We start from the raw sequence: 22,263 nt of genomic DNA on the forward strand, positions 1-22,263 counted from the left end.
CTCCGACCTGCCCAGGAGCCGGTTCCACCGCCGTTCCCACGAAGCGAGGACGAGCAGTCAATGGGAGACAAGCACATCGTCCGGTTCGAACCGGTCGGCATCGAGATCGAGGTCGACGAGGACCAGACGATCCTGCGCGCGGCCGCCGAGAACGGCGTCCAGCTCATGCACGGCTGCAAGGAAGGGCAGTGCGCGGCCTGCAAGTCGTTCGTGCTCGAAGGCGACATGGACGACATCGACCTGGAGCGGTACTCGACGTTCGCCCTTCCCGACTACGAGAAGGAGGAGGGGTCGACCCTCCTGTGCAGGGCGCACGCCTACGGCGACCTCGTCATCGAGCTGCTGCAGTACGACGAGGAGATCATCCGGAACGGCCTGCCCCTCACCAAGGGCGTCGTGGAGGTCGTCTCGAACGAGTCGGTCACCCACGACATGCGCCACCTGGTGGTGCAGCTCGTGGAGCCGGCGGAGATCAAGTTCTTCCCCGGTCAGTACATGGACTTCATCGTTCCCGGCACGAACGAGTCGCGGTCGTTCTCGATGGCGAACACGCCGAACCGGGACGGGATCTTCGAGTTCGTGATCAAGGTCTACCCGGGCGGGCTGTTCTCCGAGTACCTCGACCAGCGACTCCAGGTGGGCGACCGGTTGGAGGTGGAGGCGCCGTTCGGCACCTTCACCCTCCGCGAGAACCGGACGTCGGACATCGTCTTCGTCGGCGGCGGCGCCGGAATGGCACCGGTGCTCGGCCTGCTGCGGTCGATGGCCGAACGCGGGGTGGAACGGCGGGCGCGCTTCTACTACGGCGCCCGCACCGCGAAGGACCTCTGCTTCGAGAAGGAGCTCGCCGAACTGGGCGAGCAGCTCGCCGATTTCTCCTACATCCCGGCGCTGTCCGAACCGGTCGCCGGTGAGGAATGGGCCGGCCACACCGGGCTCATCACCGCGGTGGTCGAGCAGAACGAGACGAGTCTGGAGGGGATGGACGCCTACGTCTGCGGTCCGCCGCCGATGGTGGACGCGGCGATCGTGACGCTGACCGCACTGGGCGTGAACGAGCAGAACATCTATTACGACAAGTTCACCACGACCGGTGAACAAGAAGGCGAGGACGGTTCATGACCACTACCGAACGGCCGGAGCGCAGCGTCCCGAAGCCCGTCTTCACCGACGCGGAGGCCGGCGCGCGCGAGTTCCCCGATTCCGGCGCCAGTGCACGGCGCTACAACTACTTCAAGCCCGCCAAGCGCAAGCAGACCCACTACGAGGACGTCACCGTCGAGGTGCAGCCCGATCCTCGGCACTACCTCTCCCAGGGCTGGATCTACGGATTCGCCGACGGTTCCCGCGGCTACCCGCTGAACTGGACGAAGCTGAAGGCGTGGGGCGTCGACAAGCCCGAGCCGGAGCGCGGTGTCGGGTCCGGCGGCCTGCCGAAGGACTTCGAGTGGCCCGCACACGGTTGGCACGAGTTCCGCGATCCCAACGAAGAGTGGGAGATGACGTTCTACCGCTACAACGCGAACGTCGTGCGGCAGGTCAACCAGAACGTCGAGAACGCGCGGCAGGGCAAGGCGTTCGAGCAGTGGACGAACAACTGGGTGCGGTTCGTGGAGCGCAACGTCGGCGCGTGGATGCACATCGAGCACATCCTCGGGCTGTACGTGTTCGCCGCGTGCAACCGCTCCGGCCCGACCAACATGCACAACACCGCCATGGCGGTGAACAGCATGCACAAGATCCGGTTCGCGCAGGACCTCGCGCTGTACAACCTCACGCTCTCCGAGGAGATCGACGGCTTCGACGGTGCCGCGCACATCGAGGCGTGGAACTCCGATGCCGAGTGGCAGGGCGCCCGCGCCCTGTGCGAGGCGCTGACGGCCGTCGACGACGACTGGGGCGAGTCCGTCTTCGCCACGAACGTCGTCTTCGAACCGCTCATCGGCGAGCTGTTCCGCTCCAACCTGGTCATGCAGTCCGCGGCACCGAACGGCGACTTCGTGACGCCCACGGTGGTCGGGGCCGGCGAGTTCGACTTCGCCCAGCGCGACCTGCGCTGGACGATCGCCTGCTTCGCCCCGCTCACCGAGGACCGCGAGTTCGCCGACCACAACAAGCAGCTGATGCAGGGCTGGCTCGCGAAGTGGGTGCCGCAGGCGCTCGACGCCGCCCGCAAGATGCAGCCGCTGTGGTCGCAGCCCGACGCCAAACCGCCGCGCTTCGAGGACTCCCTGGACAAGGCCAAGAACCGGTTTGCCGGGATCTGCACCGATCTCGGCCTGAACACGCCCGAGGAGCTGAAGCAGTGACGACCACCTTCACGACGGCCGAGAGCCCGTACCAGGCCGACAACACCGCGTCCGGCAAGGCCGGCGTCACGCTGATGAACAACCAGATCGGCGTGGTCGTGGCCGAGGTGATGAACCGCCAGGACAACGTGACGGTCACCTACCTGCCGTCCATGATCCGGGTCGACTGCGTGGGCCGGATGGATTTCGTCTACGCGGACATCTCCGAGGCGCTCGGCGAGGACGAAGGCTTCTACGACGCCGCCGAGTTCGAGGAGAACATGTCGACGCACTACGGGAAGATGATCCACATGGATGACCGGACCGTCATGTTCGGGAATCTCGAGGAAGCGGCCGAATTCATCGGCGACATGCTCCCGCCGGCGGTCTCGTAATCGTTCGACACCTCTAGTGCTGGCCGGGTCGTCGTCCGTGCATGAACGGGCGACGGCCCGGGCTCGTTGTTCCGCCCCCGCGCAGCAGACCAACGCGAGACATCTCCAGGAGGACGATCCATGGCCAAGGAACTGCGATTCGGCGAGGAGGCCCGGCAGCTGTTGCAGGCCGGCGTCGACCAGCTCGCCGAAGCCGTCAAGAGCACGCTCGGGCCGAAGGGCCGCAACGTCATCCTGGAGAAGATCACCGGGACGCCGGAGGTCACCAACGACGGCGTCACCATCGCCCGGGAGATCCACCTGCGCGACCCGTTCGAGAACATGGGCGCGCAGATCCTCAAAGAAGCCGCCGTCAAGACCAACGACACCGTCGGCGACGGCACCACCACCGCCACCGTGATCGCGCAGGCCATCGTCCGCGCCGGCATGCGGGCCATCTCCGACGGCGGCAACCCGGTGCTGGTCAAGCGCGGGATCGACCTGGCGGTCGGGGTGATCGTCGACCGGCTTTCGCAGGTCGCGCACCCGGTGTCCAGCGAGGAGGAGCTCTCGCGCGTCGCCGCCATCTCCGCCAACGACGACGAGACGATCGGGCGCGTCGTCGCCCGCACCCTGCACACCGTCGGCGACGAGGGCGTCATCTCGGTCGACGACAGCCCGGTGCCGGGCCTCTCGGTGAACTTCGTCGAGGACTTCGAGTTCGACAACGGCTACGTGTCGCCGTACCTGGTGACCGACCCCGGCTCGATGACGGCCGTCCTCGACGACCCGTACCTGCTGTTCTCCGCCGAGAAGATCACCGACGTCCGCACGCTGATGCCGGTGCTCGAGAAGGTCATGCGTGACCCGAAGCCGCTGGTCATCGTGGCCGAGAAGGTCGAGGGCACGGCGCTGCAGATGCTCGTGCACAACCACGTGAACGGGCACATCAAGGTGACCGCGATCCAGGCGCCGGGCTTCGGCGAGAAGCGGGTGCACCTGCTGGAGGACATGGCCGCGCTGTGCGGCGGGAAGGTGCACTCGAAGGCGTCGTCGTTCGCGCTGGAGCAGATGACCGTCGAGCACCTGGGGCGGGCCCGGCAGGTGCGGGCCACCAACGAGCAGACCGTGATCATCGGCGGTGGTGGCGACCCGGACGCGCTGGAGCGGCGGCTGGCCCAGCTGCGCGCCGAGATGGCGCGGGCGAGCATCGGCACCGACGAGGACTGGCTGAACGACCGCATCGCCCGGCTCTCGGGCAAGGCGGCGATCATCCTGGTCGGCGCGCCGACCAACGCGGAGCTCAAGGAGATCCGCCACCGCGTCGACGACTCGCTGCAGGCCACGCGGGCCGCGATGGCCGAGGGCATCGTGGCGGGCGGCGGCGCGGCGCTGCTGCACGCCGAACCCGCACTCGACGCGCTCGACGTCACCGGCGACTACCGGATCGGCGTGGAGATCGTGCGGGCGTCGCTCACCGAGCCGGTGCACCTGATCGCCTCCAACGCCGGCTACGACGGTGACGACGTCGTCAAGCAGGTCACTGCGCTGGGCGTCGACGAGGGGTTCGACGCGCTGGAGGGCCGCTACGGCGACATGGTCGAGCTCGGCATCATCGACCCGCTGCGGGTCGTGCGCTCCGCGCTGCAGAACGGCGCGTCCGTCGCCGGGCTGATCCTCACCACCAATTCGCTGGTGGCCGAGGAGCAGACGCCGTGGAACAAGGCGCTGATGACCGAGTTCGGCCAGCTCGACGAGGGCATCCCGCAGCCGTCGCCGGATTCGAGCACCCCCCAGTCGCTGGGCCTCGGCCCGTCCATGGGCTGATGTTCACCCACCGCGGCGAGTCGTTCCGCGTCGTCGACGGCCAGGTGCACGTGTGGGACGCCAGCCCGCACAACCAGGCCATCCCCGACGGGGAGGTGTACGCCACCGACCTGCTGCGCCGCCACCGCGAGCTGGACGGGGTCGGCGTGCCGCGGCACCAGGTCGAGCGCGTGTCGGAGGAGAGCCTGCTGCGCGACGTGTTCGACACCGGGTTCGTCGACCGCGCGGTGCTGCAGCCGGTGGTGCTCGGCGACCTGTTCGTGCTGGGCTTCAGCCCGCTCGAGTGGCACGCCGAGATGGCCGAGTGGATGCCGGACCGGTTCGTCCTGTCCGGCGAGCTGGATCCCGCCGCCGGTCAGCCGGGCGCCCGCGGGCTCGTCCCGCGGGTGCGCCGGCACGACCTGCGCGGCATCACCCTGTGCGAGCAGCGTCGGCCCACCGGCCGGCTGCCGCTCGGGGAGCCGTGGCTGCGCCGGGTGCTGGCCCGGTGCGCGGAGGCGGGCGCCGACGTCGTCCACGTCGGGGTGGGGCCGTCGACGCGCCCGGCGCCCTGGCGGCGGGAGGAACCCGACGCGCGGCGGCGGCCACATGTCCCGAGCTGGGCGGAACCGCTCCAGTCCGGGTCGATGCTGCCGGTGCGGCGCGCAGCGGAGCGGGTCGCGCCGCCCGGGTTCGACCCGGCGCAGCTGCGGGCGCTGGCGGGGGAGCTGCCGGAAGTGTCGTTCGTGCTCGGGGCGGGCTGCCTGCCCGGCCGGCAGCTGTGCGCGCTCGGCGAGCTGCCGAACGTGTCCGTGCTGCTCACCGAGATCCTGCCGTGGATGGGCTCGACGGACTTCGCGCACGCGTTCGGCGGCCTGCTGCGGGCGTTCGGGGCGCAGCGGCTGCTCTTCGGCAGCGGCTACCCGATGGTCCGACCGGGGCGGCTCGTGCGCGAGCTCGCCTCGTACCGGTTCCCGCCGGAGCTGATCCACCGCTACCCGCGCTGGGACACCACGGCGGTGCGTGCGGTGCTCGGCGGCAACGCGGCTCGGCTCTACCGGATCGGCGACCTGCACGCTGCGCCAGGAGTCGCGGCGGCGGGTGCCTAAGGGATCAGGCCGGTTCGGGCAGGGGGAAGAGCCGGAGGAAGTGCTCGGCCACCGCGCTCGGGCCGTCGACCAGCACGGTGCCGTCGCGCACCGCGTCGGCGAGTGCGCGGCCGGAGTAGAGCAGGGCGACGAGCGTGCCCCGGTCGGTCGCGATCGTCACCGTCGGCTCGTCGGTAGGTCCTGCTGACAGCCGCAGCTCGGCGTCGGCGATCTCGACCCGGAACGGGCGCCCGTCGACGACGAGCGCGATCGTCGCCGCCCAGCCGGCGGCCGTGGCCGGGTCGAACATCGCCCGAAGCGACAACATGACCGAGTCGACGCTGGTGTCCGCGTCGTGCTCCAGCGTCGGCGAGCGGCTGCCCCACCGCCCGAGGTCGGTGATCACCTGGTCCAGCTCGGCGCCCCAGCTGGTCAGTTCGTAGACCTGCGACGCGGCCGGTGGCGGCAGCCGGCGCTGGACGACGACCCCGGCCTCGTGCAGCTCGCGCAGCCGCGTCGACAGCATGTCCGCGCTCGCGCCGGGGATCCCGGCCCGCAGGTCGGAGAACCGCTTCGGGCCCAGCAGCAGCTCGCGCACGATGACCAACGCCCAGCGCTCGCCGATGAGATCGAGGGCGTGGGTCACAGCGCACCCCTCGCCGTACTTCCGTCGGCCTGCCACGGCAACCACCCTACCAGCGGCGATCGGAAAGTCCGCCAAGGTAGTTGTGTTTTCCGACTTCATAGTCGTACTGTCCGACTATCAATCTGGTCGAGCAGGAGGAAGACATGCCACAGATCCTCATCGAGGCCCCGCAGGGCATCGGCGACGAGGCGAAGCTGCAGATGGTGCGGGAGATCACGGCCGCGGTCGACGAGGCCTTCCGCGTCCCCGACGTCCGCGTCTGGCTGCGCGAGTACCCGCCCGGGTCCGTCGCGCAGGACGGCCGCATCGGCGCCGAGCCGATCCGGCCACTGGTCTTCCTGGAGGTGCCCGAACTGGACGACATCGACGCCCGGCGGGCGATGTCCAACCGGATCAGCGCGGCGATCGCCGCGGGCTACGAAGGCCTGGCCAACACCGCCGAGACCCTCGTCCTGATGAACCACTACCCGCTGGAGTACGCCGGCTTCGGCGGCCGGCTCCTGTCCGACGACCCCGACGCCGTCGAGGCCATGCGGCAGCTCAATCATCGATGACCGAGCGCCCGCTGCTCGGGCACGATGGACCACGAGGGGGGATTCACATGGGGAGATTCGCGGTGCGCGCGGCTCGCGTCTTCGACGGCGAGCAGGTGCTGGACGGGCCGGTCGCCGTGCTCGTCGAGGACGGCCGCACGGTCGGGGTGGACCCGCGGGGGAGCGTGCCGGACGGCTGGCCGGTCACCGACCTGCCGACGGCGACGATCCTGCCCGGGTTGATCGACTGCCACGTGCACCTGTGCGCCGACGCCGGCCCGGGTGCGCTCGAGCGGCTGGCCGAGTCCGGTCGTGAGCAGCTCGACGCGACCGTCGTGGCGTCGCTGCGGCAGCACCTGGCTGCTGGCGTCACCACCGTCCGGGACCTCGGCGACCAGGACGGCGCCGTCCTCTCCTGGCGGCGTGACGGTGGCGGGGCCGGGCTGCCGGCCGTGTTCGCCTCGGGCCCGCCGATCACCAGCGTCGGCGGGCACTGCTGGTCGATGGGCGGGCAGGCCAGCGGGGAGGCGGAGCTGCGGGCGCACGTCCGCAAGCGCGCCGAGCTCGGCGCCGACGTCGTCAAGATCATGGCGAGCGGCGGTGTGCTGACCCCGGGCACCGACACCACGCGTCCCCAGTTCACCGAGGACGAGCTGCGCGCGGTCGTGGCGGAGGCACGCGCGCACGGACTGCCGACCACGGCGCACGCCCACGCCCTGTCGGCCGTCGAGCAGGCGATCCGCGCCGGCGTCGACGGCATCGAGCACTGCACCTGCCTCACCGCGACCGGGGTGCAGATCAGCGACGACCTCCTCGCGGCGCTCGCGCAGGCGGGCACCGTGGTCTGCCCCACCCTGGGCTCCGACCCCGCCGTCGTGGTGCCCCCGGAGATCATCGCGATCGCCGCGCGGGCCGGGGTCACCGAGGAAAGCCTGCGCCGGGTCGCCGGGCTGGTCCACGGCGCGGGCGTGGCGTTCGTCGCCGGTTCCGACGGCGGCATCGGCCCGGCCAAGCCGCACGGCCTGCTCCCGCTCACCCTCGCCGAGTACGTGACGGCCGGGATGCCGTCCCGCGCCGCGCTCACCGCGGCCACCTCCGCCGCCGCGGACGCGCTCGGCGCGACCACCAAGGGCCGGATCAGGCCCGGGCACGACGCCGACCTCCTCGTCGTCGACGGCGACCCGATCGCCGACATCGCCGCCCTGCAACGGCCACTCGCCGTCTACCTGGCGGGCCAGCCGAGCGCAATCATGGGGTGATGGACGCCGTCGAGGAGTTCGCCGAGCTCGTGCAGGGCGACGCCCCGCCGCTCGACCGCTGCGCGCTGCTCCTCGCCGCGGCCGTCGAACCCGACACCGACGTCGAGCGCTGGCTGCGCGCGCTCGACGGGCTCGCCGACGGCGTCGACTCGCTGGACGCGCTGCTGCGACGGCTGTTCGTCGACATCGGCCTGACCGGCAACGCCACCGACTACACCGATCCGCGCAACTCGCTGATCCCGTACGTGCTGGGTCGCGGCCTGGGCATCCCGATCTCGCTCGCGGTCGTCACGATCGAGGTGGGGCGGCGCGCCGGCATCGCGCTCGACGGCATCGGGATGCCGGGGCACTTCCTCGTCGAGGTGCCCGGCACCGGCCGTTTCCTCGACGTGTTCGCCGGCGGTACCGAGCTGGACGCCGCGGGCTGCGAGCGTCGCTGGCGGGAGCTGGGCGGGCAGGGCGAGTTCGAGCCTGCGTTCCTCGCACCCGTGCCGGCCTGGGCGATCCTCGCGCGGATGCTGGAGAACCTGCGCGGCAGCTACCGCACCCGTCGCCGTCCCGCCGACCTGGAACGGGTGCTGCGGATGCGGCTCGCCCTGCCCGCGGCCGACCTCACCCACCTCGTCGAGCTCGCGGAGGCGCTGGGCGCGCAGGCGCGCTGGGACGAGGGCGCGGCGCTCCTGCGCGCCACGCCGCCGGAGCTGCCGGCCGAGCAGCGTGCGGCGCTGGAGCTGCGGGCCCGGAGCCTGCTGGCCCACCTCAACTGAGGAGGAACCTCACGTGGCGACGTGCCGGCCGGTGCTCACCGGGCCGGAGTCGACGCCGGGCACGCCGCGCCCGCGCAGCGACGCCCCCTTCGTCTCGACCACGAACCACAACGCCACCATGCCGACCACGCACGAGCCCATCATGTAGAAGGCCGGAACGAGGTTGTTGCCGGTGGCCTTGATCAGCGCGTCGTTCACCGCGGGCGCCGTTCCGCCGAACACGGCCGTGGCGACGTTGTAGGAGATCGCCATCCCCGAGTACCGGACGTGGGTCGGGAACATCGCCGGGAAGGTCGCCGAGATCGTGCCCAGCTGCAGGAGGTAGACCAGCCCCAGCACGGTGAACCCGATGATGGCCGGGACGAGACCCTGCGCCATCAGCAGGAACATGGGGATCGCCAGCACGAAGATGCCGGCCAGCGAGATCCACCAGCACGACTTGCGCCCGATGTGGTCGGACAGCGCTCCGGCGAACGGGATCACGATCATCATCGCGACCTGGCCGATGATGACCAGGAGGTCGGCGCTCGCCGAGTCGAGCCCGATCGTCCCTTGCAGGTACGTCGGCATGTACGCCAGCAGCGTGTAGTTGATGACGTTCAGCGCGATGACGAGACCGAAGAGCTGGAGCACCGGTTTCCAGTAGTCGACGACCAGCGCCTTCAACGCGAGCGCTGCACCGCTCTCGGACTCGCCGGCCGCGTCGAGCTCGCGGAAGCAGGGCGTGTCCTCCATCTTCAGCCGGAGGTACAGCCCGATCCCGCCCAGCGGCAGGGACAGCAGGAACGGGATGCGCCATCCCCACTCCGCCATCGCCGCGTCACCGACGATGACGTTGACCAGGTAGACGACGAGCACCGCGGCGGTGAAGCCCGCCAGCGTCCCGAACTCGAGGAAGCTGCCCCAGAAGCCCCGCTTCCTGTCGGGGGAGTACTCGGCCATGAACGTCGCGGCCCCGCCGTACTCACCACCCGTCGAGAAGCCCTGGACCACCCGGAGCAGGACGAGCAGGATCGGCGCCCAGATGCCGATGGTCGCGTAGCCGGGCAGCACGCCGACCAGGAAGGTCGCGCCGCACATCAGGATGATCGTGGTCGCGAGCACGGTGGTACGGCCCAGGCGGTCGCCCAGCGGGCCCCAGATGAAGCCGCCGAGCGGCCGCAGGACGAACGACACCGCGAACACCAGCAGCGCCGCGAGCGTCGAGTACTCGCCGGGGAAGAAGTTCTGCCCGATCTCGGTAGCGACGTAGGCGTAGACCCCGTAGTCGAACCACTCCGTCGCGTTCCCCAGCGCGGATGCCCCGACGGCTCGACGAAGCTGCGCCGGCGGGACCTCGGAGGAGGTGGCTGTGGGTGCGGACCGCGCCGGGTCGACCATGTGCTCGACTCCCTTGACATCGATGGCCGCGCCGGGTGCGGCGCCGCCCGGATAACGGCAGGACCGTACCTGCGCCGACGCGATGCCGCAGGACGGCGGAATCCGTGCGCCGCGCTCAGCGCCAGCCGTCGGGCAGCACGCGGAACCCGTCGACGGGCGAGCGCCAGGCGTACGCCCAGCACACCCGCCCGTCGACGGCGACGCGGACGCGCTCGTAGTCGGGGCCCTCGTACTCGTCGAGGACGGGCAGGAGGCCGGCGGGGTCGCGCAGCGGCACCACCGCGCCGGGCGTGACGCCGGGCCCGTCGGGCAGCCAGGCGGGGTAGCCCAGCCCGGTGTCGAGCACCGTGCCGGGGACGCTCGCGGCGACCGGCGCCCCGGCGGCGTGCGGGGCGACGAGCGTCCACGCCGGATGGCCGGGCTGCAGCGAGCCGTAGGCGAACAGGGCGGCCGGCCAGTTCGCAGGGTCGGGCGCGCCGCGCTCGGTGCGCGCGACGAGGCCGTCGCCGCCGGCGGGTGCTCCGACGAGCGCTGCGGCGGCGTCCTGCGCGACGTCCGCGCACCGCACCGGCTGCCCGTCGACGAGGAGCGGGCGGCGGATCTCGGAGCGGCCCAGGTAGCACCACGGGCGCTCGATCAGCGCGCCGTCCTCGGTGCGGACCTCGCCGGTGTCGAGACGGGCGAGCCGGTAGCGGTCACCGCGGCCCTCGCAGCGGTCCAGCGCCGCGATCTGCGCCGGCGTGGCGAGCCAGACCGCGTGCTGCTCGACGAGGCCGGGCGCTGCGGCGAGCACCGCCGGTCGTTGCGCGTCGCGGAGGCGCAACCCCGACGCCCAGACGGCGGCGAGACCGGTCGTGCGCGCCCGCAGGACGACCACCGGCTCGTCGCCGAGCCCGTGGACCGCGCGCAACCAGGTGATCTTGGAGGGGCACCGGTTCGACCCGTAGGTGAGCAGCGGGACCCGGTCCCGGCTCGGCGAGGCACCGTGCCGGTCGAGCCAGGTGTCGAGCGGCGCGCCCGCCACGGCCCAGCCGGATCGGCTGGGTCGTAGCGGATGGCTGTGCCCTGCGACGTGGACGAACGAGCTGTCCGGTGTCGAACCCGGGTACGGGTCGACGGGGAACAGCGCGTCCGGCCACATCCTTCGATCAGTTGCCCTTGGGCAGCTCGGTGATCTGGTCGGCCGGCGGCGCGGTCACGGTGACCGGTTCGCCCCAGTTCTTGAGCTTCACCAGGACGGTCACCGCCTGGCCCTGGGCGGAGATGGCCGTCTTGTACTGGATCGGCAGGTTCGCCTGATCGAGCCACAGCTGCATGTCGACGTTCTGCACCCCGGACTGCTGCAGCTGCTCGATCTGCTCCTTCTCCGCAGGCGTGGTCGCCGCGGCGGCGGCCTTGCTCATGTCCACCGCGATGTCGTAGCGCGTTGCCGGGGCGCCGTCGACGGGCTCCTCGGCCTTGCCCTTCATGGTGCTGATGGACTTGAACTGGTCGAACTGCTTCGTGACGTCGACCTGGTCGATGATCTGGGAGAACTGGGCGGTCCGCGGGTCGTTCGGGTCGACGGGCATCTTCAGCCACTTCGCGTTCGGCTGAGAGTTCTTGACGTACATGACCCTGTCGATGAGGCGCATCTCCATCGCGCCCATCTGGGGGACGGTCAACGTGAGCTGCATCTTCACGTCGGAGCCGTTGATCGCGTAGGCGCCCTCGCCGGTGATCGACTGGCCGCCGACGCTCATGTTCATCGACATGGACGCGCTGGTCTTGCCCTGCGTCGACTTCGAGATCGCATCCGACAGCTGGTCGATCGTGGTGATCTGCGCGACCGGGGCCGGTGCGGCGGCGCCAGGCGCGGGTGCCGCGGTGCCGGCAGTGCTGCCCCCACAGCCCGCCAGCGCCAACGCGGCCGCTGTACAAGCGGCGAGCAGGAACGTCTTGCGCATGAGTCAACCCCCTGGGTTTCCGGCCGTTTCAGGCCCAGGGCGTGGATCCTCCCATGCGTCCGACATCGGTATCCCGGGGCGTTGCCCGGGCCGCCGGTTAGGGTCGACACGTGCTGCCTCGCGCGATCGACTGGGTGGACGGGCGGATCCGGCTCGTCGACCAGACGGCGTTGCCCCGCCTGACCACCGTGGACATCACCGGAGTGGACGAGCTGATCGACGCGATCCGCCGGCTGGTGGTGCGCGGGGCGCCCGCGCTCGGCGTCGCCGGTGCGCTGGGCGTGGCGCTGGCCGCCCGTACGCAGAAGGGCGCGGACCTCGCGGCGACCGCGGACCGGCTGGCCGTCGCGCGCCCGACGGCGGTGAACCTCACGGTGGGGGTGCGCCACGCCATGGCCGCCGCCCCCGACGGCCCGGGCGCCGTGCTCGCGGCGGCCCTGGCGCTGCGCGACGCGGACATCGCCGCCTGCCACGCCATCGGCGACCGGGGTGCCGACCTGCTCGCGCAGCTGTGCGGTCCGCGTCCGCTGCGGCTGCACACGCACTGCAACGCCGGCGCGCTGGCCTGCGTCGAGTGGGGCACCGCGCTCGGCGTCGTGCGGTCGCTGCACCAGCGCGGACAGGTCGACCTGGTCGTCGCGGACGAGACCCGGCCGCTGCTGCAGGGCGCCCGCATCACGGCCGTCGAGCTGGCCGCCGAGGACATCCCGCACCGCGTCGTCGTCGACGGCGCCGGCGCGTCGATCATCGCCCGCGGGCTCGTCGACGCGGTCGTCGTGGGGGCGGACCGGGTGGCTGCCAACGGCGACGTCGCCAACAAGATCGGCACCTACCCGCTGGCGCTGGCCGCGGCCCGAGCCGGCATCCCGTTCGTCGTCGCGGCACCGGAGACGACGGTCGATCCCGCGACCCCGGACGGGGCTGCCATCGAGATCGAGGAACGCGCCGCCGACGAGGTGCTCGCCGGCGGCCCCGCCTGGAACCCCGCGTTCGACGTGACCCCGGCCGACCTGGTGACGGCCATCGTCACCGAGGAACGGGTGTGGCGGCCGGAATGATCCGGCACCCCGCCGCGTTGGCCGGCGCATGGCCGAGATGCGCGCGGTGGTGCTGAGCGGGCCGGGGCCCGTCGAGAACCTGCAGATCCGAACGTTGCCGGTACCCGAGCCGCGCCCTGGCTGGGTGCTGATCGAGGTACGCGCGTTCGGGGTCAACCGCTCCGAGCTGCACACCCGGCTGGGCCTCGCCGAGGGCGTCACGTTCCCCCGCGTGCCCGGCATCGAGGCCACCGGTGTGGTCGCCGCTGCCCCCGGCGGCGAGTTCGCCGAGGGCCAGCAGGTCGCGGCGATGATGGGCGGGATGGGCCGCACCTTCGACGGCGGGTACGCCCAGTACACCCTCGTGCCGGCGGCGCAGGTCGTGCCGTTCCGTTCCGACCTGCCGTGGGAGCGGATCGCAGCGCTCCCCGAGACCCTGCAGACCGCGTACGGCTCCCTGACCACCGGCCTGGACCTGCAGAAGGGCCAGACGCTGCTGGTGCGCGGCGGCACGTCGTCGGTGGGGACGGCGGCGATCGCGCTGGCCAAGCGCACCGGCGCCACGGTGCTCGCCACCACGCGCCGTCCCGACCGGTTGGCCGCGCTCGCCGACCTCGGCGTCGACCACCCGCTCGTCGACGACGGCGAGCTGGCGAAGCAGGTGCGCGCGATCGTGCCCGACGGCGTCGACGCGGCGTTGGAGCTGGTCGGCGCCCCGACCCTGCCCGACACGCTGCAGGCGGTGCGCGTGCACGGCACCGTCTGCTTCTCCGGGATCCTCTCCAACGCCTGGGTGATCCCGGACTTCTACCCGATCGCCTACCTCCCCAACGGCGTGCGGCTCACCGCGTACAGCGGCGACGCCTCCGACCTGCCCGCCGACGCGCTGCAGGACGTCCTCGACGGCATCGCCGAGGGCACCTTCGACATCGCCGAGCCGACCGTCTACGCGTTCGACGACATCCGCCGCGCGCACGACGACATGGAGCACGACCGCGTGGTCGGGAAGATCGTCGTCACGCTGGGCTCTCGACCGTGAGGCCGTGGCTCGCGGCTGCCGTCGCGAGCCGGTCGTCGTAGGTGAGGACGGCGGTGAGGTCGTCGCGGACCATGAGGGCAGTTGCCAGGTGGATGGCGTCGAGCGAGCGCAGCATCGGGTCGGGGAGCCGGCTGGCCGACTCGATGATGGCTGCGGAGATCTCCGCGGTTCCGACCCTGGTGAGCACGATGTCCATCTGCGGCAGGCGGTCCGGTGCCCGCCGGAGGATGCTGCGCCTCGCCTCGACGACGAGCAGGCTGCTCGACAGCATGTCGGCGCCGTCCAGGTACCGGTCGACAGCGACGGACTCGTCCTCGGCGATGACCAGCTTGATCAGCGCCGAGGTGTCCACGTAGATCAATAGCGCTCCTCGTCGCGCATCTGGCGGAGCGTCTCGGACAGAGACGGACCGTCGTCGTCGAGAGGCAGCGGCGGGGGCAGGCCGCGCGTTCCCCGCTGAAGGGCGGGCCGGATCTGCCCGGCCGCGACCATCTGCTCGTACACCGATCGCGGCTCCTCTGCCGGCACGAGGTAGGCGACGAGCTTCCCGCGCCTCGTCACCGGTACGCGTCGGCCTTCCACGGCCATCTCCACGTATCGCGAGGCGTTCTGCCGCAACTCGCGGATGCCGATCGGCTCGGGCTCGCTCATGACCGCAAGGTAGCACTTGACGTGCTACACGGCGGGTATTTCGCTCAGTACTGCGCCTCGAACTGCAGGTGCAGCACGGGTGGGTCGCGATGCCCGAGCCGCGCCAGCACCGGCCCGACCTCCTCGGCGATCCGCCCGATCTCCTCCGGTGGCACGGCCCGATGGGAGTCGCCCTCCAGCCCGAAGGTGCCGAGCAACCGCCCGACCATGGCGTAGTGGTCCTCGCCGTCGGTGAACCGGCCGGTCCACACCTCAAGGCCGGCGGCGGTGGCCGCTTCGGCGTCGGGGTGACTCTCCTCGCCCCACGCGTCGAGGGTCTCCTCGTCGTCGGGGTCGAGCGGGATCTTGACCCCGACGAACGCGACGAACCCATCGGCACCCATCAGCGGCCTCGCCTTCCGCGGATCGACCGGGCGATCCGTGCCAGTAACTCGCGGGCATCGTCGCCCTGGTGGGCCTGCGCCCAGAGCCGCTCGAAGATCCCGCGCAGCACAGCGAGATCGGCTGGGTCCTCGACGTAAGCGGGACCGAGCGCGCCACTGACTTCGGCGGCGCGCTCCCCGTAGATGAGGAAGGTGCCGGTCGCCGTTAGCGGTTTGGGGCTCGACTGGTCGATCACGGCGATCTCGACGTGCTCTCGGGTGCTGACCTCGGCGATGTGTTCCACGAGCTCGGCCTGCACCGCGCGCGAGTCAACGATCCAGCGCAGCGCGCCCTCGTAGAGCAGGAACCGCCAGGAGCGGGCCGGATCGTCGAGCAACGCGGTCCGCTCTTCACGGCGAGCCCACCACTCCGGGCCGGGGTCGGCGCCGTCGTCGTCGCCGGCCAGCATGGCCTTGGTCCACGCCCGGGTCTGCAGCACGCCCGAGACACTGTTGGAACTCCAGCTCCAGACGTAGTCCGCGGTGGCCATGTAGTCACGGATGCGGCCCTGGATGACGTGGGCGTTGCGCAGGACCACGGTGCGGCCCAGGTGCGCGTAGTGGGTGGCGGTGCTCACCTCGGCCAGCTCGACCAGCCGAGCAGCCTGCTCGGGCGTCGCACCGGCCGCGGCCGCGAAGGCGGCCGCGGCTTCTGGATCGAGCGGCGGTCCCTGGCCCTGCTCCAGGCGGGAGAGCTTGGCCTGGGTCAGCCCTACGACCTTGGCGAAGTCCACCTGCCGACGGCTCCCGCGGAGGGTGATCAGCAGTTGGGGCATCTCACCCCGCCTGCTGACCTCCTCCTGGGATCGCCGTGGCACCTGTTCCGTCTATCAGCCGACCGGGGTCCGCGCCAAATCGGCGTGCTCGGCGATCCAGTCCTCGTACGGCACGCCGGCGTTCCACTTGGCCTCGGCGTCGCGCAGGTAGAGATCGTGGCGCGGCGGCGGGATCACCTCCGAGCCGACGAACGCCCCTCCGTCGGTGTACTCCGACCTGATCACGACCGGTGGTCCGTCGACCGGGAAGCAGATCCAGTAGTCGTGGTCGATCACGCCGGGGATGATGTGCTCACCGCGGTGCAGCACGCGGACGATCTCCTCCCGAGCGATGAACGTCATGCCGCCGAACATCGACGCCCGCTCGTCGTCGGTGAGCTCCTCGGACAGGATGCGCAGCCGCTTCGTGATCATGTCGCGACGGCGCTCCTCGGCGATCCGGTCGACCCAGGGGCTGTGATACGTCGCAGGGTCGAACTCGCCCGCGAGCCATTTGGCACGGCTCCTGTTCTGCGCCGGGACGTCGTACCAGGGCAGGCACTCGTGGTGGAACAGCCGGTCACCCGGGCCCTTGTAGTGCGCGTCGATGACGTCCTCCAGCTCCTTCACGACGAGGAGGATCGGCGACCGATCCGCAGCGGGCACGGTGCCCAACTGCTCGCGTGGGTTCATGAGCTCGGCGAAGGCGGCCAGTTCGTCGGGATCGGTGACCAGCGTCGAGACGAGATGGCCGTCGGCACTCATCTGCGCGGGTACCCCGCCAACCGCCTGGCCGGGTTCCAGCGTGATGTCGTGCTCGGCGAGGTACGCGGCAGCCGCGGCCTCGTCCAGTTTTCGGGTGATCACGTAGTGCACGTCGGGTCGATCGGACAGCACGTGCTCACCCGGACAGTTGCGGTCCTCGTCGCTGTCCTCCCACGCCGCGGTCCACAGCGTGGTGATGGTCAGGTCTCTGGTCATCGGGCCTCCCCCGTCGGCTCGTGCAGAGCCCTGAGTGTCTCCATGAAGGACTCATTAGTCCATCAACTCATGCATATGGACGAGCGGCTAGGGCTCGTGTAGCTTCGCATTACGCAATATAAGCATGAGTATAGACGAAGGGTCGGACGTTGATCGGACCATTGATCACCCTCATCCTCGGGGACCCGGGTATGGCGGACCGGATCCTCGCCGTGCACGTCGATGACGGCACAGGCCGGTGCGCGCGCTGCGTCGTCCACGACCGCCCGGCGGCCGTGCACCCGTGCGTGCACCGCAACCACGCCCTCCACGCCCGCACCGTGCAGGAGAGCTGCGCCGATGGCCGGCCGTGAGTGGGACACCCGCGTCGTCTGGAACGACCGGCGCGGATGCTGGTGGTGGAACGCCTGGCGGGAGACCACCTGCACTGAGGTGTGGGGCTTCGCGGACTCCCCGGAAGAGGCGCTGCGCGCGATGACGGTGGCGATCCGGCGCGCCGGGGACGGGGTCACGCCGAGCGGCGGGCCGACCCGATGATCAGTGGCCGCGCGCGATCCACTCGTCCAGGTGCGGCGCCTCCGACCCGATGCTGGTGGAGTCGCCGTGCCCGGTGCGGACGGTGGTGTCGCCGGGCAGCGTGAGCAGGGTGGTGCGGATGGACTCGATGATCGTGTCGAACGACGAGTAGGAGCGGCCGGTCGCGCCCGGTCCGCCGTGGAACAGGGTGTCGCCGGTGAACACTGTGCCCAGTTCCGGCGCGTATAGGCAGGTGGACCCCGGCGAGTGGCCCGGGGTGACCAGTGCCCGCAGTTCGACACCGCCCGCGGCGAGCGTCGCGGGGATCTCGCCGTCGGGCTTGCGGTCCGGCCAGGTCAGCTCCCACAGCACCGCCTCGGCCGGGTTCAGCAGGATCGGCGCGGAGAAGCGGTCGGCCAGCGCGGGGGCCTGGTTGACGTGGTCGTCGTGCGCGTGGGTGCACACCACGGCCACCACCCGCCGGTCGCCGACGGCGGCGGCGATCGCTTCCGCGTCGTGCGCGGCGTCGATGACGAGCACCTCGCGGTCGTCGCCGACGATCCAGACGTTGTTGTCGACGTCCCACGTGCCGCCGTCGAGGGAGAACGTGCCGGAGGTGACGATGTGGTCGATCGCCATCAGAACAGGACCACCGACCGCAGCACCTCGCCGCGCTCCATCTTGTGGAACGCCTCCTCGACGTCGTCGAGGGAGATGGTCTCGGTGACGAACTTCTCCAGCGGCAGCCTTCCCTGCAGGTGCAGGTCGATGAGCAGCGGGAAGTCGCGGGTGGGCAGGCAGTCGCCGTACCAGGACGACTTGGTGGCGCCGCCGCGGCCGAACACGTCGATCAGCGGCAGATCGAGCGTCATGTCCGGGGTCGGCACGCCCACCAGCACCGCGGTGCCGGCGAGGTCGCGCGCGTAGAACGCCTGCTTGAAGGTCTCGGGCCGGCCCACCGCGTCGATGACGACGTTGGCGCCGTTGCCGTCGGTCAGCTCCTGCACGGCCTCGACGACGTCGCGCTCGCGGCCGTTGACGGTGTGGGTGGCGCCGAACTCCTTGGCCCACTCCAGCTTCCGCGGGTCGACGTCGACGGCGATGATCGTGGTGGCGCCGGCGAGCTTCGCGCCGGCGATCGCGGCGTCGCCCACGCCGCCGCAGCCGATCACGGCGACCGAGTCGCCGCGGCGCACGCCGCCGGTGTTCATGGCGGCGCCGATGCCGGCCATGACACCGCAGCCGAGCAGGCCGGCGACCTCGGGCTTTGCGGCCGGGTTCACCTTCGTGCACTGGCCGGAGTGCACCAGCGCCTTTTCCACGAACGCGCCTATCCCAAGGGCGGGGGAGAGCTCCTGGCCGGACTCCAGCGTCATCTTCTGCGCGGCGTTGTGCGTGGAGAAGCAGTACCAGGGCTCCCCGCGGCGGCACGCGCGGCAGGTGCCGTCGACGGCGCGCCAGTTCAGGATCACGAAGTCGCCCGGCGCGAGATCGGTGACGCCCTCGCCTACCGACTCGACCAGGCCCGCGGCCTCGTGGCCGAGCAGGAACGGGAACTCGTCGTTGATGCCGCCCTCGCGGTAGTGCAGGTCGGTGTGGCACACCCCGCACGCCTGGACGGCCACGACGGCCTCACCGGGCCCCGGATCGGGGATCGTGATCGTCTCCACGGTCACCGGCTTGCCCTTGCCGGGTGCGACGACTCCACGGACCTGCTGCGGCATCTGCCATCCCCTCATCGATGAGTTCATGCGTACCCTGCCACGCTTGTACCGTCTCGTCTCGTGATCGAACGCGAGCGGGTGGACGGCATCGCGGTGGTGCGCCTGGCGCACGGCCCGGTGAGCGCGATGGACCTCGAGCTGTGCACGGCGATCGCGGAGACCTTCGCGTCGCTTGCCGACGACCCGGCGCCGGCCGTGGTCCTCACGGGCACCGGTTCGGCGTTCTCGGCCGGCGTCGACCTGCGCCGGATCGTCGACGGTGGCGGCGCGTACGTCGACGAGTTCCTGCCGGCGCTGTGCGCGGCGTTCCGGGCGGTGTTCACGCTCGGCAAGCCCGTCGTCGCGGCCGTGAACGGGCACGCCATCGCCGGTGGCTGCGTGCTCGCGGCCTGTGCCGACGCGGTGCTGATGGCCGATGGGAAGGGGCGCATCGGCGTCCCCGAGATCAAGGTCGGGGTGCCGTTCCCGCAGGTCCCGTTGCAGGTGATGATCCACGCCGTCGGGCCGGTGGTGGCGCGGCGGCTGGTGATGGGCGCGCAGACCCACGATCCGGCCACGGCCCGCGAGTTCGGCCTGGTCGACGAGGTGGTGGCGCCCGACGCGCTGCTGGCGCGGGCGGTGGCGATCGCCCGGGCGACGGCGGCCGAGGTCCCGTCCGACACGTTCGCCGCCACGAAGGCCCAGCTGCGGCGGCCCGCACTCGAGGTCATGGACCGCGGCGAGGGCGACGACCACACCGCCGAGCTCTGGCGCCGCCGCGCGACCGACGGCTGGATAGCCGACTACCTCGCGCGCGTCACGGGGAAGCGGTCAGGGTCCTGATCATCGTGTCGAGGTAGGCAGGCGAGAGGTCCGCCTCGCCGGGCGTCGCGTGGGCGAGCTGGGCGAGGCCGAGGTAGCTGGTGTAGGCGAGCAGCCCGCGCCGCGCTGCCTCCTCCGCGGAGAACCCCAGCTCGACGAACCGCTCGGTCAGGTACCCGAGCCGGCGCCGGGTGACCCGGGCGAGCACCGGGGCGACGAGCGGGTGGTGCGCCGTCGCCAGCAGCGCGAGCTCGACCCGGGCGGCCTCGCCGACGCGCGTGCCGACCGCGCCCCCGATCAGCGCCTTCAGCCGCGGCAGCCCGGGTGGCGCGGTGTCGACCAGGGCGATGACGTCCTCGGTGTCGTGGCTCTCCCAGCGCTCCAGCGTCGCCGCGATCAGTGCGTCGCGATTGGCGAAGTGCCAGTAGAAGCTGCCCTTGGTGGCGCCGAGGCGGGCGGCCAGGGGTTCGACGGCGATCGCGGCCAGCCCTCCGTCGGCCAGCGCGTCGAGCGCGGCGGCGGTCCAGTCGGTGGCGCTGAGGCGCTGTCGTGACGGCACCTCCGTACGCTACCGTACGGACAACTGTACGGTTGCGTATGGAAGGGGAGCCATGCGGATCCACAATGTCCACGAGCGTGTCGTCCAGGCGACAGCGGAGCAGGTCGGGGCCCTGCTCGCGCGGCTCGGGCAGCCCGACGACGTCCTCTACCCGCCGGGCTGGGCGCCGCTGCGGCTGGACGGGCCGGTCGCGGTGGGCGCGAGCGGGACCCACGGCCGCGTCACCGAGTACGCGCCCGGCCGGCTCCTGCGGCTCACCGCGCCGCCCGGGCTCGGCATCGCCGGCACGCACGCGTTCACCGTGACACCCGTCGACGCGCAGCACGTGCGGGTGCGCCATGAGGTGGACGGCGCCGGCGGGCCCGCCGCGTGGTTGGCGTGGCACGCCGTCGTGGGCCCCGCCCACGACGCCATCCTGGAACAGCTGCTGGACCGGGTCGAGCTCGGCGTCGGATCGGGCCCGGACCGCCCGGCCCGCGTCGCGCCCTTCGCCCGGCTCCTGCGCTGGGCGACGCGGCCGCGCGCCCAGGCCGTCGCCGTGCCGCGGACCGACCTGCTGGAAACGGCGCTGCCGCGCATCGACTTCGCCGACGCCCACGCCGTCGAACGGCACGCCGCACTGCCCGACGATCCGCAGACCTGGGCGGACGAGGTCTTCCACCACCCGCCGGCGTGGGTCGCCGGGTTGCTGGGGCTGCGCCAGGCGCTCGTCGGGCTCGTCGGCATCGAGCGGGGTGGGCCCGAGTCGTTCGCGATCGTGCGGGCGAGCGGCGACGAGGTGCTGCTCGGCAGCGACGCCGGCCACCTCGACTTCCGCGTGAGCGTGCGCTGCGAGCCGCGCCGCACGGTCGTCAGCACGGTCGTGCAGGTCCACAACCTGCGCGGCCGGGCCTACTTCGGACTGGTCCGGCTCGTGCACCCGGTCGTCGTGCGCGGCATGCTCACCCGGGCTGCCGCGAGCCTGGCGCGAAAGTCCAATGCGGGCGTCGCCGATCGGGTCACGATCGACGCATGACGACAGCGACCGGCCGGTTCGACCTCACCCGCTGGGACGAGGAGACGTGGTCCGACGAGAGCGGCGTGCGGCTCGTGGCCGTGACCAACGCCAAGACGTTCGAAGGTGGGATCGCGGGCACCAGCACGGCCCGCATCCTGCAGGCGTTGGCGAAGGAGGGCTCGGCCGCGTACGTCGGCATCGAGCTCGTCACGGCCACCGTCGACGGGCGGACCGGCACGTTCGTGCTGCAGCACTCGGCCGTCGCCTCGGCGTCTGGTGGGTCGATGACCGTCGCGGTCGTGCCGGACTCGGGCACTGGTGAGCTCACGGGCCTCGCCGGCGACCTCGCGATCGCCAAGTCGGACGAGGGCGAGCACACCTACACGTTCACCTACGAGCTGGACTGAGCTCAGGCGGTGACCGGGCACTCCGGCCGGTGCGCGGCCGCTGCCCGCAGGCCCCACCGCGCCCCGCACACGCGGCACAGTCGCGCGCTCTCCCCGTCCACCAGCGGGATGACGGGGTCGCCTCCCGTCAGCGCGTTGTTGGCCAGCGTGTAGACGGCGAGCTCCGCGTCGGTCATCTCGGAGCGCGGCTTGTCGACCAGCTCGCGGATGCGCAGCAGCGCGTACTGCATCCACGCGCCGGTGGTGAGCGGGCGGTCCAGGGCAGTCGTCATCGAGCCCTCCGTGGT

The 22,263-nt window shown here is 71.5% G+C and carries 28 protein-coding genes; 15 read left to right on the forward strand and 13 right to left on the reverse strand.

Annotated features, from left to right (window positions below; genetic code table 11):
* Positions 1–60 precede the first annotated feature (60 nt).
* From ACQEVB_RS10135 to ACQEVB_RS10155, 5 genes are all read left to right on the forward strand, one after another.
* Positions 61–1,122 carry an FAD-binding oxidoreductase gene (locus tag ACQEVB_RS10135; RefSeq protein ID WP_432967981.1) on the forward strand — a complete coding sequence of 354 codons (1,062 nt, stop codon included), beginning with the start codon at positions 61–63 and terminating at the stop codon, positions 1,120–1,122.
* Positions 1,119–2,309, forward strand: a complete 1,191-nt coding sequence (locus tag ACQEVB_RS10140; protein ID WP_432967984.1) for an aromatic/alkene monooxygenase hydroxylase subunit beta — start codon at positions 1,119–1,121, stop codon at positions 2,307–2,309. Before ACQEVB_RS10135 ends, ACQEVB_RS10140 begins: the two co-directional genes overlap by 4 nt.
* Positions 2,306–2,683 (forward strand): propane 2-monooxygenase effector subunit MimD, encoded by a 378-nt coding sequence (gene mimD / locus ACQEVB_RS10145; RefSeq protein WP_432967987.1) that lies wholly within the window; start codon positions 2,306–2,308, stop codon positions 2,681–2,683. Before ACQEVB_RS10140 ends, mimD begins: the two co-directional genes overlap by 4 nt.
* 120 nt (positions 2,684–2,803) lie before the next feature.
* A complete protein-coding gene (gene groL / locus ACQEVB_RS10150) occupies positions 2,804–4,489 on the forward strand; it encodes a chaperonin GroEL (protein ID WP_432967990.1) in 1,686 nt (561 codons plus the stop codon).
* A complete protein-coding gene (locus tag ACQEVB_RS10155; protein ID WP_432967993.1) occupies positions 4,489–5,577 on the forward strand; it encodes an amidohydrolase family protein in 1,089 nt (362 codons plus the stop codon). The genes groL and ACQEVB_RS10155 overlap by 1 nt, the downstream gene beginning before the upstream one ends.
* Positions 5,578–5,581: 4 nt before the next feature.
* Here the strand turns inward: ACQEVB_RS10155 and ACQEVB_RS10160 are convergent, their stop codons facing one another.
* Positions 5,582–6,238, reverse strand: coding sequence for a winged helix-turn-helix transcriptional regulator (locus tag ACQEVB_RS10160; protein WP_432967996.1), 657 nt, complete (start codon positions 6,236–6,238; stop codon positions 5,582–5,584).
* Positions 6,239–6,345: 107 nt separating this feature from the next.
* Here ACQEVB_RS10160 and ACQEVB_RS10165 point away from each other — a divergent pair, with 107 nt between their 5' ends.
* From ACQEVB_RS10165 to ACQEVB_RS10175, 3 genes are read left to right on the forward strand one after another with little or no spacing between them, the layout of a single operon-like run.
* Positions 6,346–6,756 carry a tautomerase family protein gene (locus ACQEVB_RS10165; RefSeq protein WP_432967999.1) on the forward strand — a complete coding sequence of 137 codons (411 nt, stop codon included), beginning with the start codon at positions 6,346–6,348 and terminating at the stop codon, positions 6,754–6,756.
* Positions 6,757–6,803: 47 nt separating this feature from the next.
* Positions 6,804–7,994 (forward strand): amidohydrolase family protein, encoded by a 1,191-nt coding sequence (locus tag ACQEVB_RS10170; protein ID WP_432968002.1) that lies wholly within the window; start codon positions 6,804–6,806, stop codon positions 7,992–7,994.
* Positions 7,994–8,761 (forward strand): transglutaminase family protein, encoded by a 768-nt coding sequence (locus tag ACQEVB_RS10175; protein ID WP_432968005.1) that lies wholly within the window; start codon positions 7,994–7,996, stop codon positions 8,759–8,761. The genes ACQEVB_RS10170 and ACQEVB_RS10175 overlap by 1 nt, the downstream gene beginning before the upstream one ends.
* 9 nt (positions 8,762–8,770) lie before the next feature.
* Here the strand turns inward: ACQEVB_RS10175 and ACQEVB_RS10180 are convergent, their stop codons facing one another.
* From ACQEVB_RS10180 to ACQEVB_RS10190, 3 genes are all read right to left on the reverse strand, one after another.
* Complete coding sequence (locus ACQEVB_RS10180) at positions 8,771–10,141, reverse strand: MFS transporter (protein WP_432968008.1); 1,371 nt, start codon at positions 10,139–10,141, stop codon at positions 8,771–8,773.
* Between the two features lie 115 nt (positions 10,142–10,256).
* Entirely contained in the window at positions 10,257–11,282 is a 1,026-nt protein-coding gene (locus tag ACQEVB_RS10185) for a gamma-glutamylcyclotransferase family protein (protein WP_432968011.1), read from the reverse strand.
* A gap of 7 nt (positions 11,283–11,289) precedes the next feature.
* Entirely contained in the window at positions 11,290–12,087 is a 798-nt protein-coding gene (locus ACQEVB_RS10190; RefSeq protein ID WP_432968014.1) for a hypothetical protein, read from the reverse strand.
* Between the two features lie 113 nt (positions 12,088–12,200).
* Here ACQEVB_RS10190 and mtnA point away from each other — a divergent pair, with 113 nt between their 5' ends.
* A complete protein-coding gene (mtnA, locus tag ACQEVB_RS10195; RefSeq protein WP_432980285.1) occupies positions 12,201–13,145 on the forward strand; it encodes an S-methyl-5-thioribose-1-phosphate isomerase in 945 nt (314 codons plus the stop codon).
* Between the two features lie 37 nt (positions 13,146–13,182).
* The gene (locus tag ACQEVB_RS10200) at positions 13,183–14,163 is read left to right on the forward strand and encodes a zinc-binding alcohol dehydrogenase family protein (RefSeq protein WP_432980287.1); all 981 of its coding nucleotides are present in this window, start codon (positions 13,183–13,185) and stop codon (positions 14,161–14,163) included.
* Here ACQEVB_RS10200 and ACQEVB_RS10205 read toward each other — a convergent pair.
* The 5 genes from ACQEVB_RS10205 to ACQEVB_RS10225 are packed head-to-tail and all read right to left on the reverse strand — an operon-like array spanning position 14,141 to position 16,972.
* Positions 14,141–14,515, reverse strand: coding sequence for a type II toxin-antitoxin system VapC family toxin (locus tag ACQEVB_RS10205; protein ID WP_432980290.1), 375 nt, complete (start codon positions 14,513–14,515; stop codon positions 14,141–14,143). The genes ACQEVB_RS10200 and ACQEVB_RS10205 overlap by 23 nt on opposite strands.
* 5 nt (positions 14,516–14,520) lie before the next feature.
* Complete coding sequence (locus tag ACQEVB_RS10210) at positions 14,521–14,814, reverse strand: type II toxin-antitoxin system Phd/YefM family antitoxin (protein ID WP_432968017.1); 294 nt, start codon at positions 14,812–14,814, stop codon at positions 14,521–14,523.
* Between the two features lie 44 nt (positions 14,815–14,858).
* The gene (locus ACQEVB_RS10215) at positions 14,859–15,197 is read right to left on the reverse strand and encodes a hypothetical protein (protein ID WP_432968020.1); all 339 of its coding nucleotides are present in this window, start codon (positions 15,195–15,197) and stop codon (positions 14,859–14,861) included.
* Entirely contained in the window at positions 15,197–16,012 is an 816-nt protein-coding gene (locus ACQEVB_RS10220; RefSeq protein WP_432968023.1) for a Scr1 family TA system antitoxin-like transcriptional regulator, read from the reverse strand. Before ACQEVB_RS10220 ends, ACQEVB_RS10215 begins: the two co-directional genes overlap by 1 nt.
* Before the next feature lie 54 nt (positions 16,013–16,066).
* Positions 16,067–16,972, reverse strand: a complete 906-nt coding sequence (locus ACQEVB_RS10225) for a DUF6879 family protein (protein ID WP_432968026.1) — start codon at positions 16,970–16,972, stop codon at positions 16,067–16,069.
* A 191-nt stretch (positions 16,973–17,163) separates the two neighbouring features.
* Between ACQEVB_RS10225 and ACQEVB_RS10230 the strand changes: the two genes are divergently transcribed.
* Positions 17,164–17,325, forward strand: a complete 162-nt coding sequence (locus tag ACQEVB_RS10230) for a hypothetical protein (RefSeq protein ID WP_432968029.1) — start codon at positions 17,164–17,166, stop codon at positions 17,323–17,325.
* Positions 17,312–17,509: a hypothetical protein gene (locus ACQEVB_RS10235; RefSeq protein WP_432968032.1), complete on the forward strand. Its 198-nt coding sequence runs from the start codon at positions 17,312–17,314 to the stop codon at positions 17,507–17,509. The genes ACQEVB_RS10230 and ACQEVB_RS10235 overlap by 14 nt, the downstream gene beginning before the upstream one ends.
* On the opposite strand, the gene ACQEVB_RS10240 is transcribed toward ACQEVB_RS10235, so the two are convergent.
* Both ACQEVB_RS10240 and ACQEVB_RS10245 read right to left on the reverse strand, forming a co-directional pair.
* Positions 17,510–18,127, reverse strand: coding sequence for an MBL fold metallo-hydrolase (locus tag ACQEVB_RS10240; RefSeq protein WP_432968035.1), 618 nt, complete (start codon positions 18,125–18,127; stop codon positions 17,510–17,512).
* Entirely contained in the window at positions 18,127–19,212 is a 1,086-nt protein-coding gene (locus tag ACQEVB_RS10245) for an S-(hydroxymethyl)mycothiol dehydrogenase (protein ID WP_432968038.1), read from the reverse strand. Before ACQEVB_RS10245 ends, ACQEVB_RS10240 begins: the two co-directional genes overlap by 1 nt.
* A gap of 60 nt (positions 19,213–19,272) precedes the next feature.
* On the opposite strand from ACQEVB_RS10245, the gene ACQEVB_RS10250 reads away from it, so the two are divergent.
* Positions 19,273–20,034 carry an enoyl-CoA hydratase/isomerase family protein gene (locus ACQEVB_RS10250; RefSeq protein WP_432968041.1) on the forward strand — a complete coding sequence of 254 codons (762 nt, stop codon included), beginning with the start codon at positions 19,273–19,275 and terminating at the stop codon, positions 20,032–20,034.
* Here the strand turns inward: ACQEVB_RS10250 and ACQEVB_RS10255 are convergent.
* Positions 20,009–20,572: a TetR family transcriptional regulator gene (locus ACQEVB_RS10255; RefSeq protein ID WP_432968044.1), complete on the reverse strand. Its 564-nt coding sequence runs from the start codon at positions 20,570–20,572 to the stop codon at positions 20,009–20,011. The two genes, ACQEVB_RS10250 and ACQEVB_RS10255, sit on opposite strands and share 26 nt — an antisense overlap.
* A 52-nt stretch (positions 20,573–20,624) precedes the next feature.
* Between ACQEVB_RS10255 and ACQEVB_RS10260 the strand changes: the two genes are divergently transcribed.
* Complete coding sequence (locus ACQEVB_RS10260) at positions 20,625–21,587, forward strand: DUF2867 domain-containing protein (protein ID WP_432968047.1); 963 nt, start codon at positions 20,625–20,627, stop codon at positions 21,585–21,587.
* On the forward strand, positions 21,584–21,976 hold the full coding sequence (locus ACQEVB_RS10265) for a DUF3224 domain-containing protein (protein WP_432968050.1): 393 nt from the start codon (positions 21,584–21,586) through the stop codon (positions 21,974–21,976). The genes ACQEVB_RS10260 and ACQEVB_RS10265 overlap by 4 nt, the downstream gene beginning before the upstream one ends.
* A 2-nt stretch (positions 21,977–21,978) precedes the next feature.
* Here the strand turns inward: ACQEVB_RS10265 and ACQEVB_RS10270 are convergent, their stop codons facing one another.
* Complete coding sequence (locus ACQEVB_RS10270) at positions 21,979–22,248, reverse strand: hypothetical protein (RefSeq protein WP_432968053.1); 270 nt, start codon at positions 22,246–22,248, stop codon at positions 21,979–21,981.
* Between the last annotated feature and the right edge of the window lie 15 nt (positions 22,249–22,263).

Origin of the sequence: Pseudonocardia sp. CA-107938 (genome assembly GCF_050936315.1) — a bacterium.
GTDB lineage: Bacteria > Actinomycetota > Actinomycetes > Mycobacteriales > Pseudonocardiaceae > Pseudonocardia.

What these genes read in the sequence shown, in the direction of transcription:
- ACQEVB_RS10135 (WP_432967981.1), top strand. Translation starts at nt 61, where the DNA reads ATGGGAGACAAGCACATCGTCCGGTTCGAACCGGTCGGCATCGAGATC.
- ACQEVB_RS10140 (WP_432967984.1), top strand. Translation starts at nt 1,119, where the DNA reads ATGACCACTACCGAACGGCCGGAGCGCAGCGTCCCGAAGCCCGTCTTC.
- groL (WP_432967990.1), top strand. Translation starts at nt 2,804, where the DNA reads ATGGCCAAGGAACTGCGATTCGGCGAGGAGGCCCGGCAGCTGTTGCAG.
- ACQEVB_RS10155 (WP_432967993.1), top strand. Translation starts at nt 4,489, where the DNA reads ATGTTCACCCACCGCGGCGAGTCGTTCCGCGTCGTCGACGGCCAGGTG.
- ACQEVB_RS10165 (WP_432967999.1), top strand. Translation starts at nt 6,346, where the DNA reads ATGCCACAGATCCTCATCGAGGCCCCGCAGGGCATCGGCGACGAGGCG.
- ACQEVB_RS10170 (WP_432968002.1), top strand. Translation starts at nt 6,804, where the DNA reads ATGGGGAGATTCGCGGTGCGCGCGGCTCGCGTCTTCGACGGCGAGCAG.
- ACQEVB_RS10175 (WP_432968005.1), top strand. Translation starts at nt 7,994, where the DNA reads ATGGACGCCGTCGAGGAGTTCGCCGAGCTCGTGCAGGGCGACGCCCCG.
- ACQEVB_RS10180 (WP_432968008.1), bottom strand. Translation starts at nt 10,141, where the DNA reads ATGGTCGACCCGGCGCGGTCCGCACCCACAGCCACCTCCTCCGAGGTC.
- ACQEVB_RS10185 (WP_432968011.1), bottom strand. Translation starts at nt 11,282, where the DNA reads ATGTGGCCGGACGCGCTGTTCCCCGTCGACCCGTACCCGGGTTCGACA.
- ACQEVB_RS10190 (WP_432968014.1), bottom strand. Translation starts at nt 12,087, where the DNA reads ATGCGCAAGACGTTCCTGCTCGCCGCTTGTACAGCGGCCGCGTTGGCG.
- ACQEVB_RS10200 (WP_432980287.1), top strand. Translation starts at nt 13,183, where the DNA reads ATGCGCGCGGTGGTGCTGAGCGGGCCGGGGCCCGTCGAGAACCTGCAG.
- ACQEVB_RS10210 (WP_432968017.1), bottom strand. Translation starts at nt 14,814, where the DNA reads ATGAGCGAGCCCGAGCCGATCGGCATCCGCGAGTTGCGGCAGAACGCC.
- ACQEVB_RS10215 (WP_432968020.1), bottom strand. Translation starts at nt 15,197, where the DNA reads ATGGGTGCCGATGGGTTCGTCGCGTTCGTCGGGGTCAAGATCCCGCTC.
- ACQEVB_RS10220 (WP_432968023.1), bottom strand. Translation starts at nt 16,012, where the DNA reads ATGCCCCAACTGCTGATCACCCTCCGCGGGAGCCGTCGGCAGGTGGAC.
- ACQEVB_RS10225 (WP_432968026.1), bottom strand. Translation starts at nt 16,972, where the DNA reads ATGACCAGAGACCTGACCATCACCACGCTGTGGACCGCGGCGTGGGAG.
- ACQEVB_RS10230 (WP_432968029.1), top strand. Translation starts at nt 17,164, where the DNA reads ATGGCGGACCGGATCCTCGCCGTGCACGTCGATGACGGCACAGGCCGG.
- ACQEVB_RS10235 (WP_432968032.1), top strand. Translation starts at nt 17,312, where the DNA reads ATGGCCGGCCGTGAGTGGGACACCCGCGTCGTCTGGAACGACCGGCGC.
- ACQEVB_RS10240 (WP_432968035.1), bottom strand. Translation starts at nt 18,127, where the DNA reads ATGGCGATCGACCACATCGTCACCTCCGGCACGTTCTCCCTCGACGGC.
- ACQEVB_RS10245 (WP_432968038.1), bottom strand. Translation starts at nt 19,212, where the DNA reads ATGCCGCAGCAGGTCCGTGGAGTCGTCGCACCCGGCAAGGGCAAGCCG.
- ACQEVB_RS10260 (WP_432968047.1), top strand. Translation starts at nt 20,625, where the DNA reads ATGCGGATCCACAATGTCCACGAGCGTGTCGTCCAGGCGACAGCGGAG.
- ACQEVB_RS10265 (WP_432968050.1), top strand. Translation starts at nt 21,584, where the DNA reads ATGACGACAGCGACCGGCCGGTTCGACCTCACCCGCTGGGACGAGGAG.
- ACQEVB_RS10270 (WP_432968053.1), bottom strand. Translation starts at nt 22,248, where the DNA reads ATGACGACTGCCCTGGACCGCCCGCTCACCACCGGCGCGTGGATGCAG.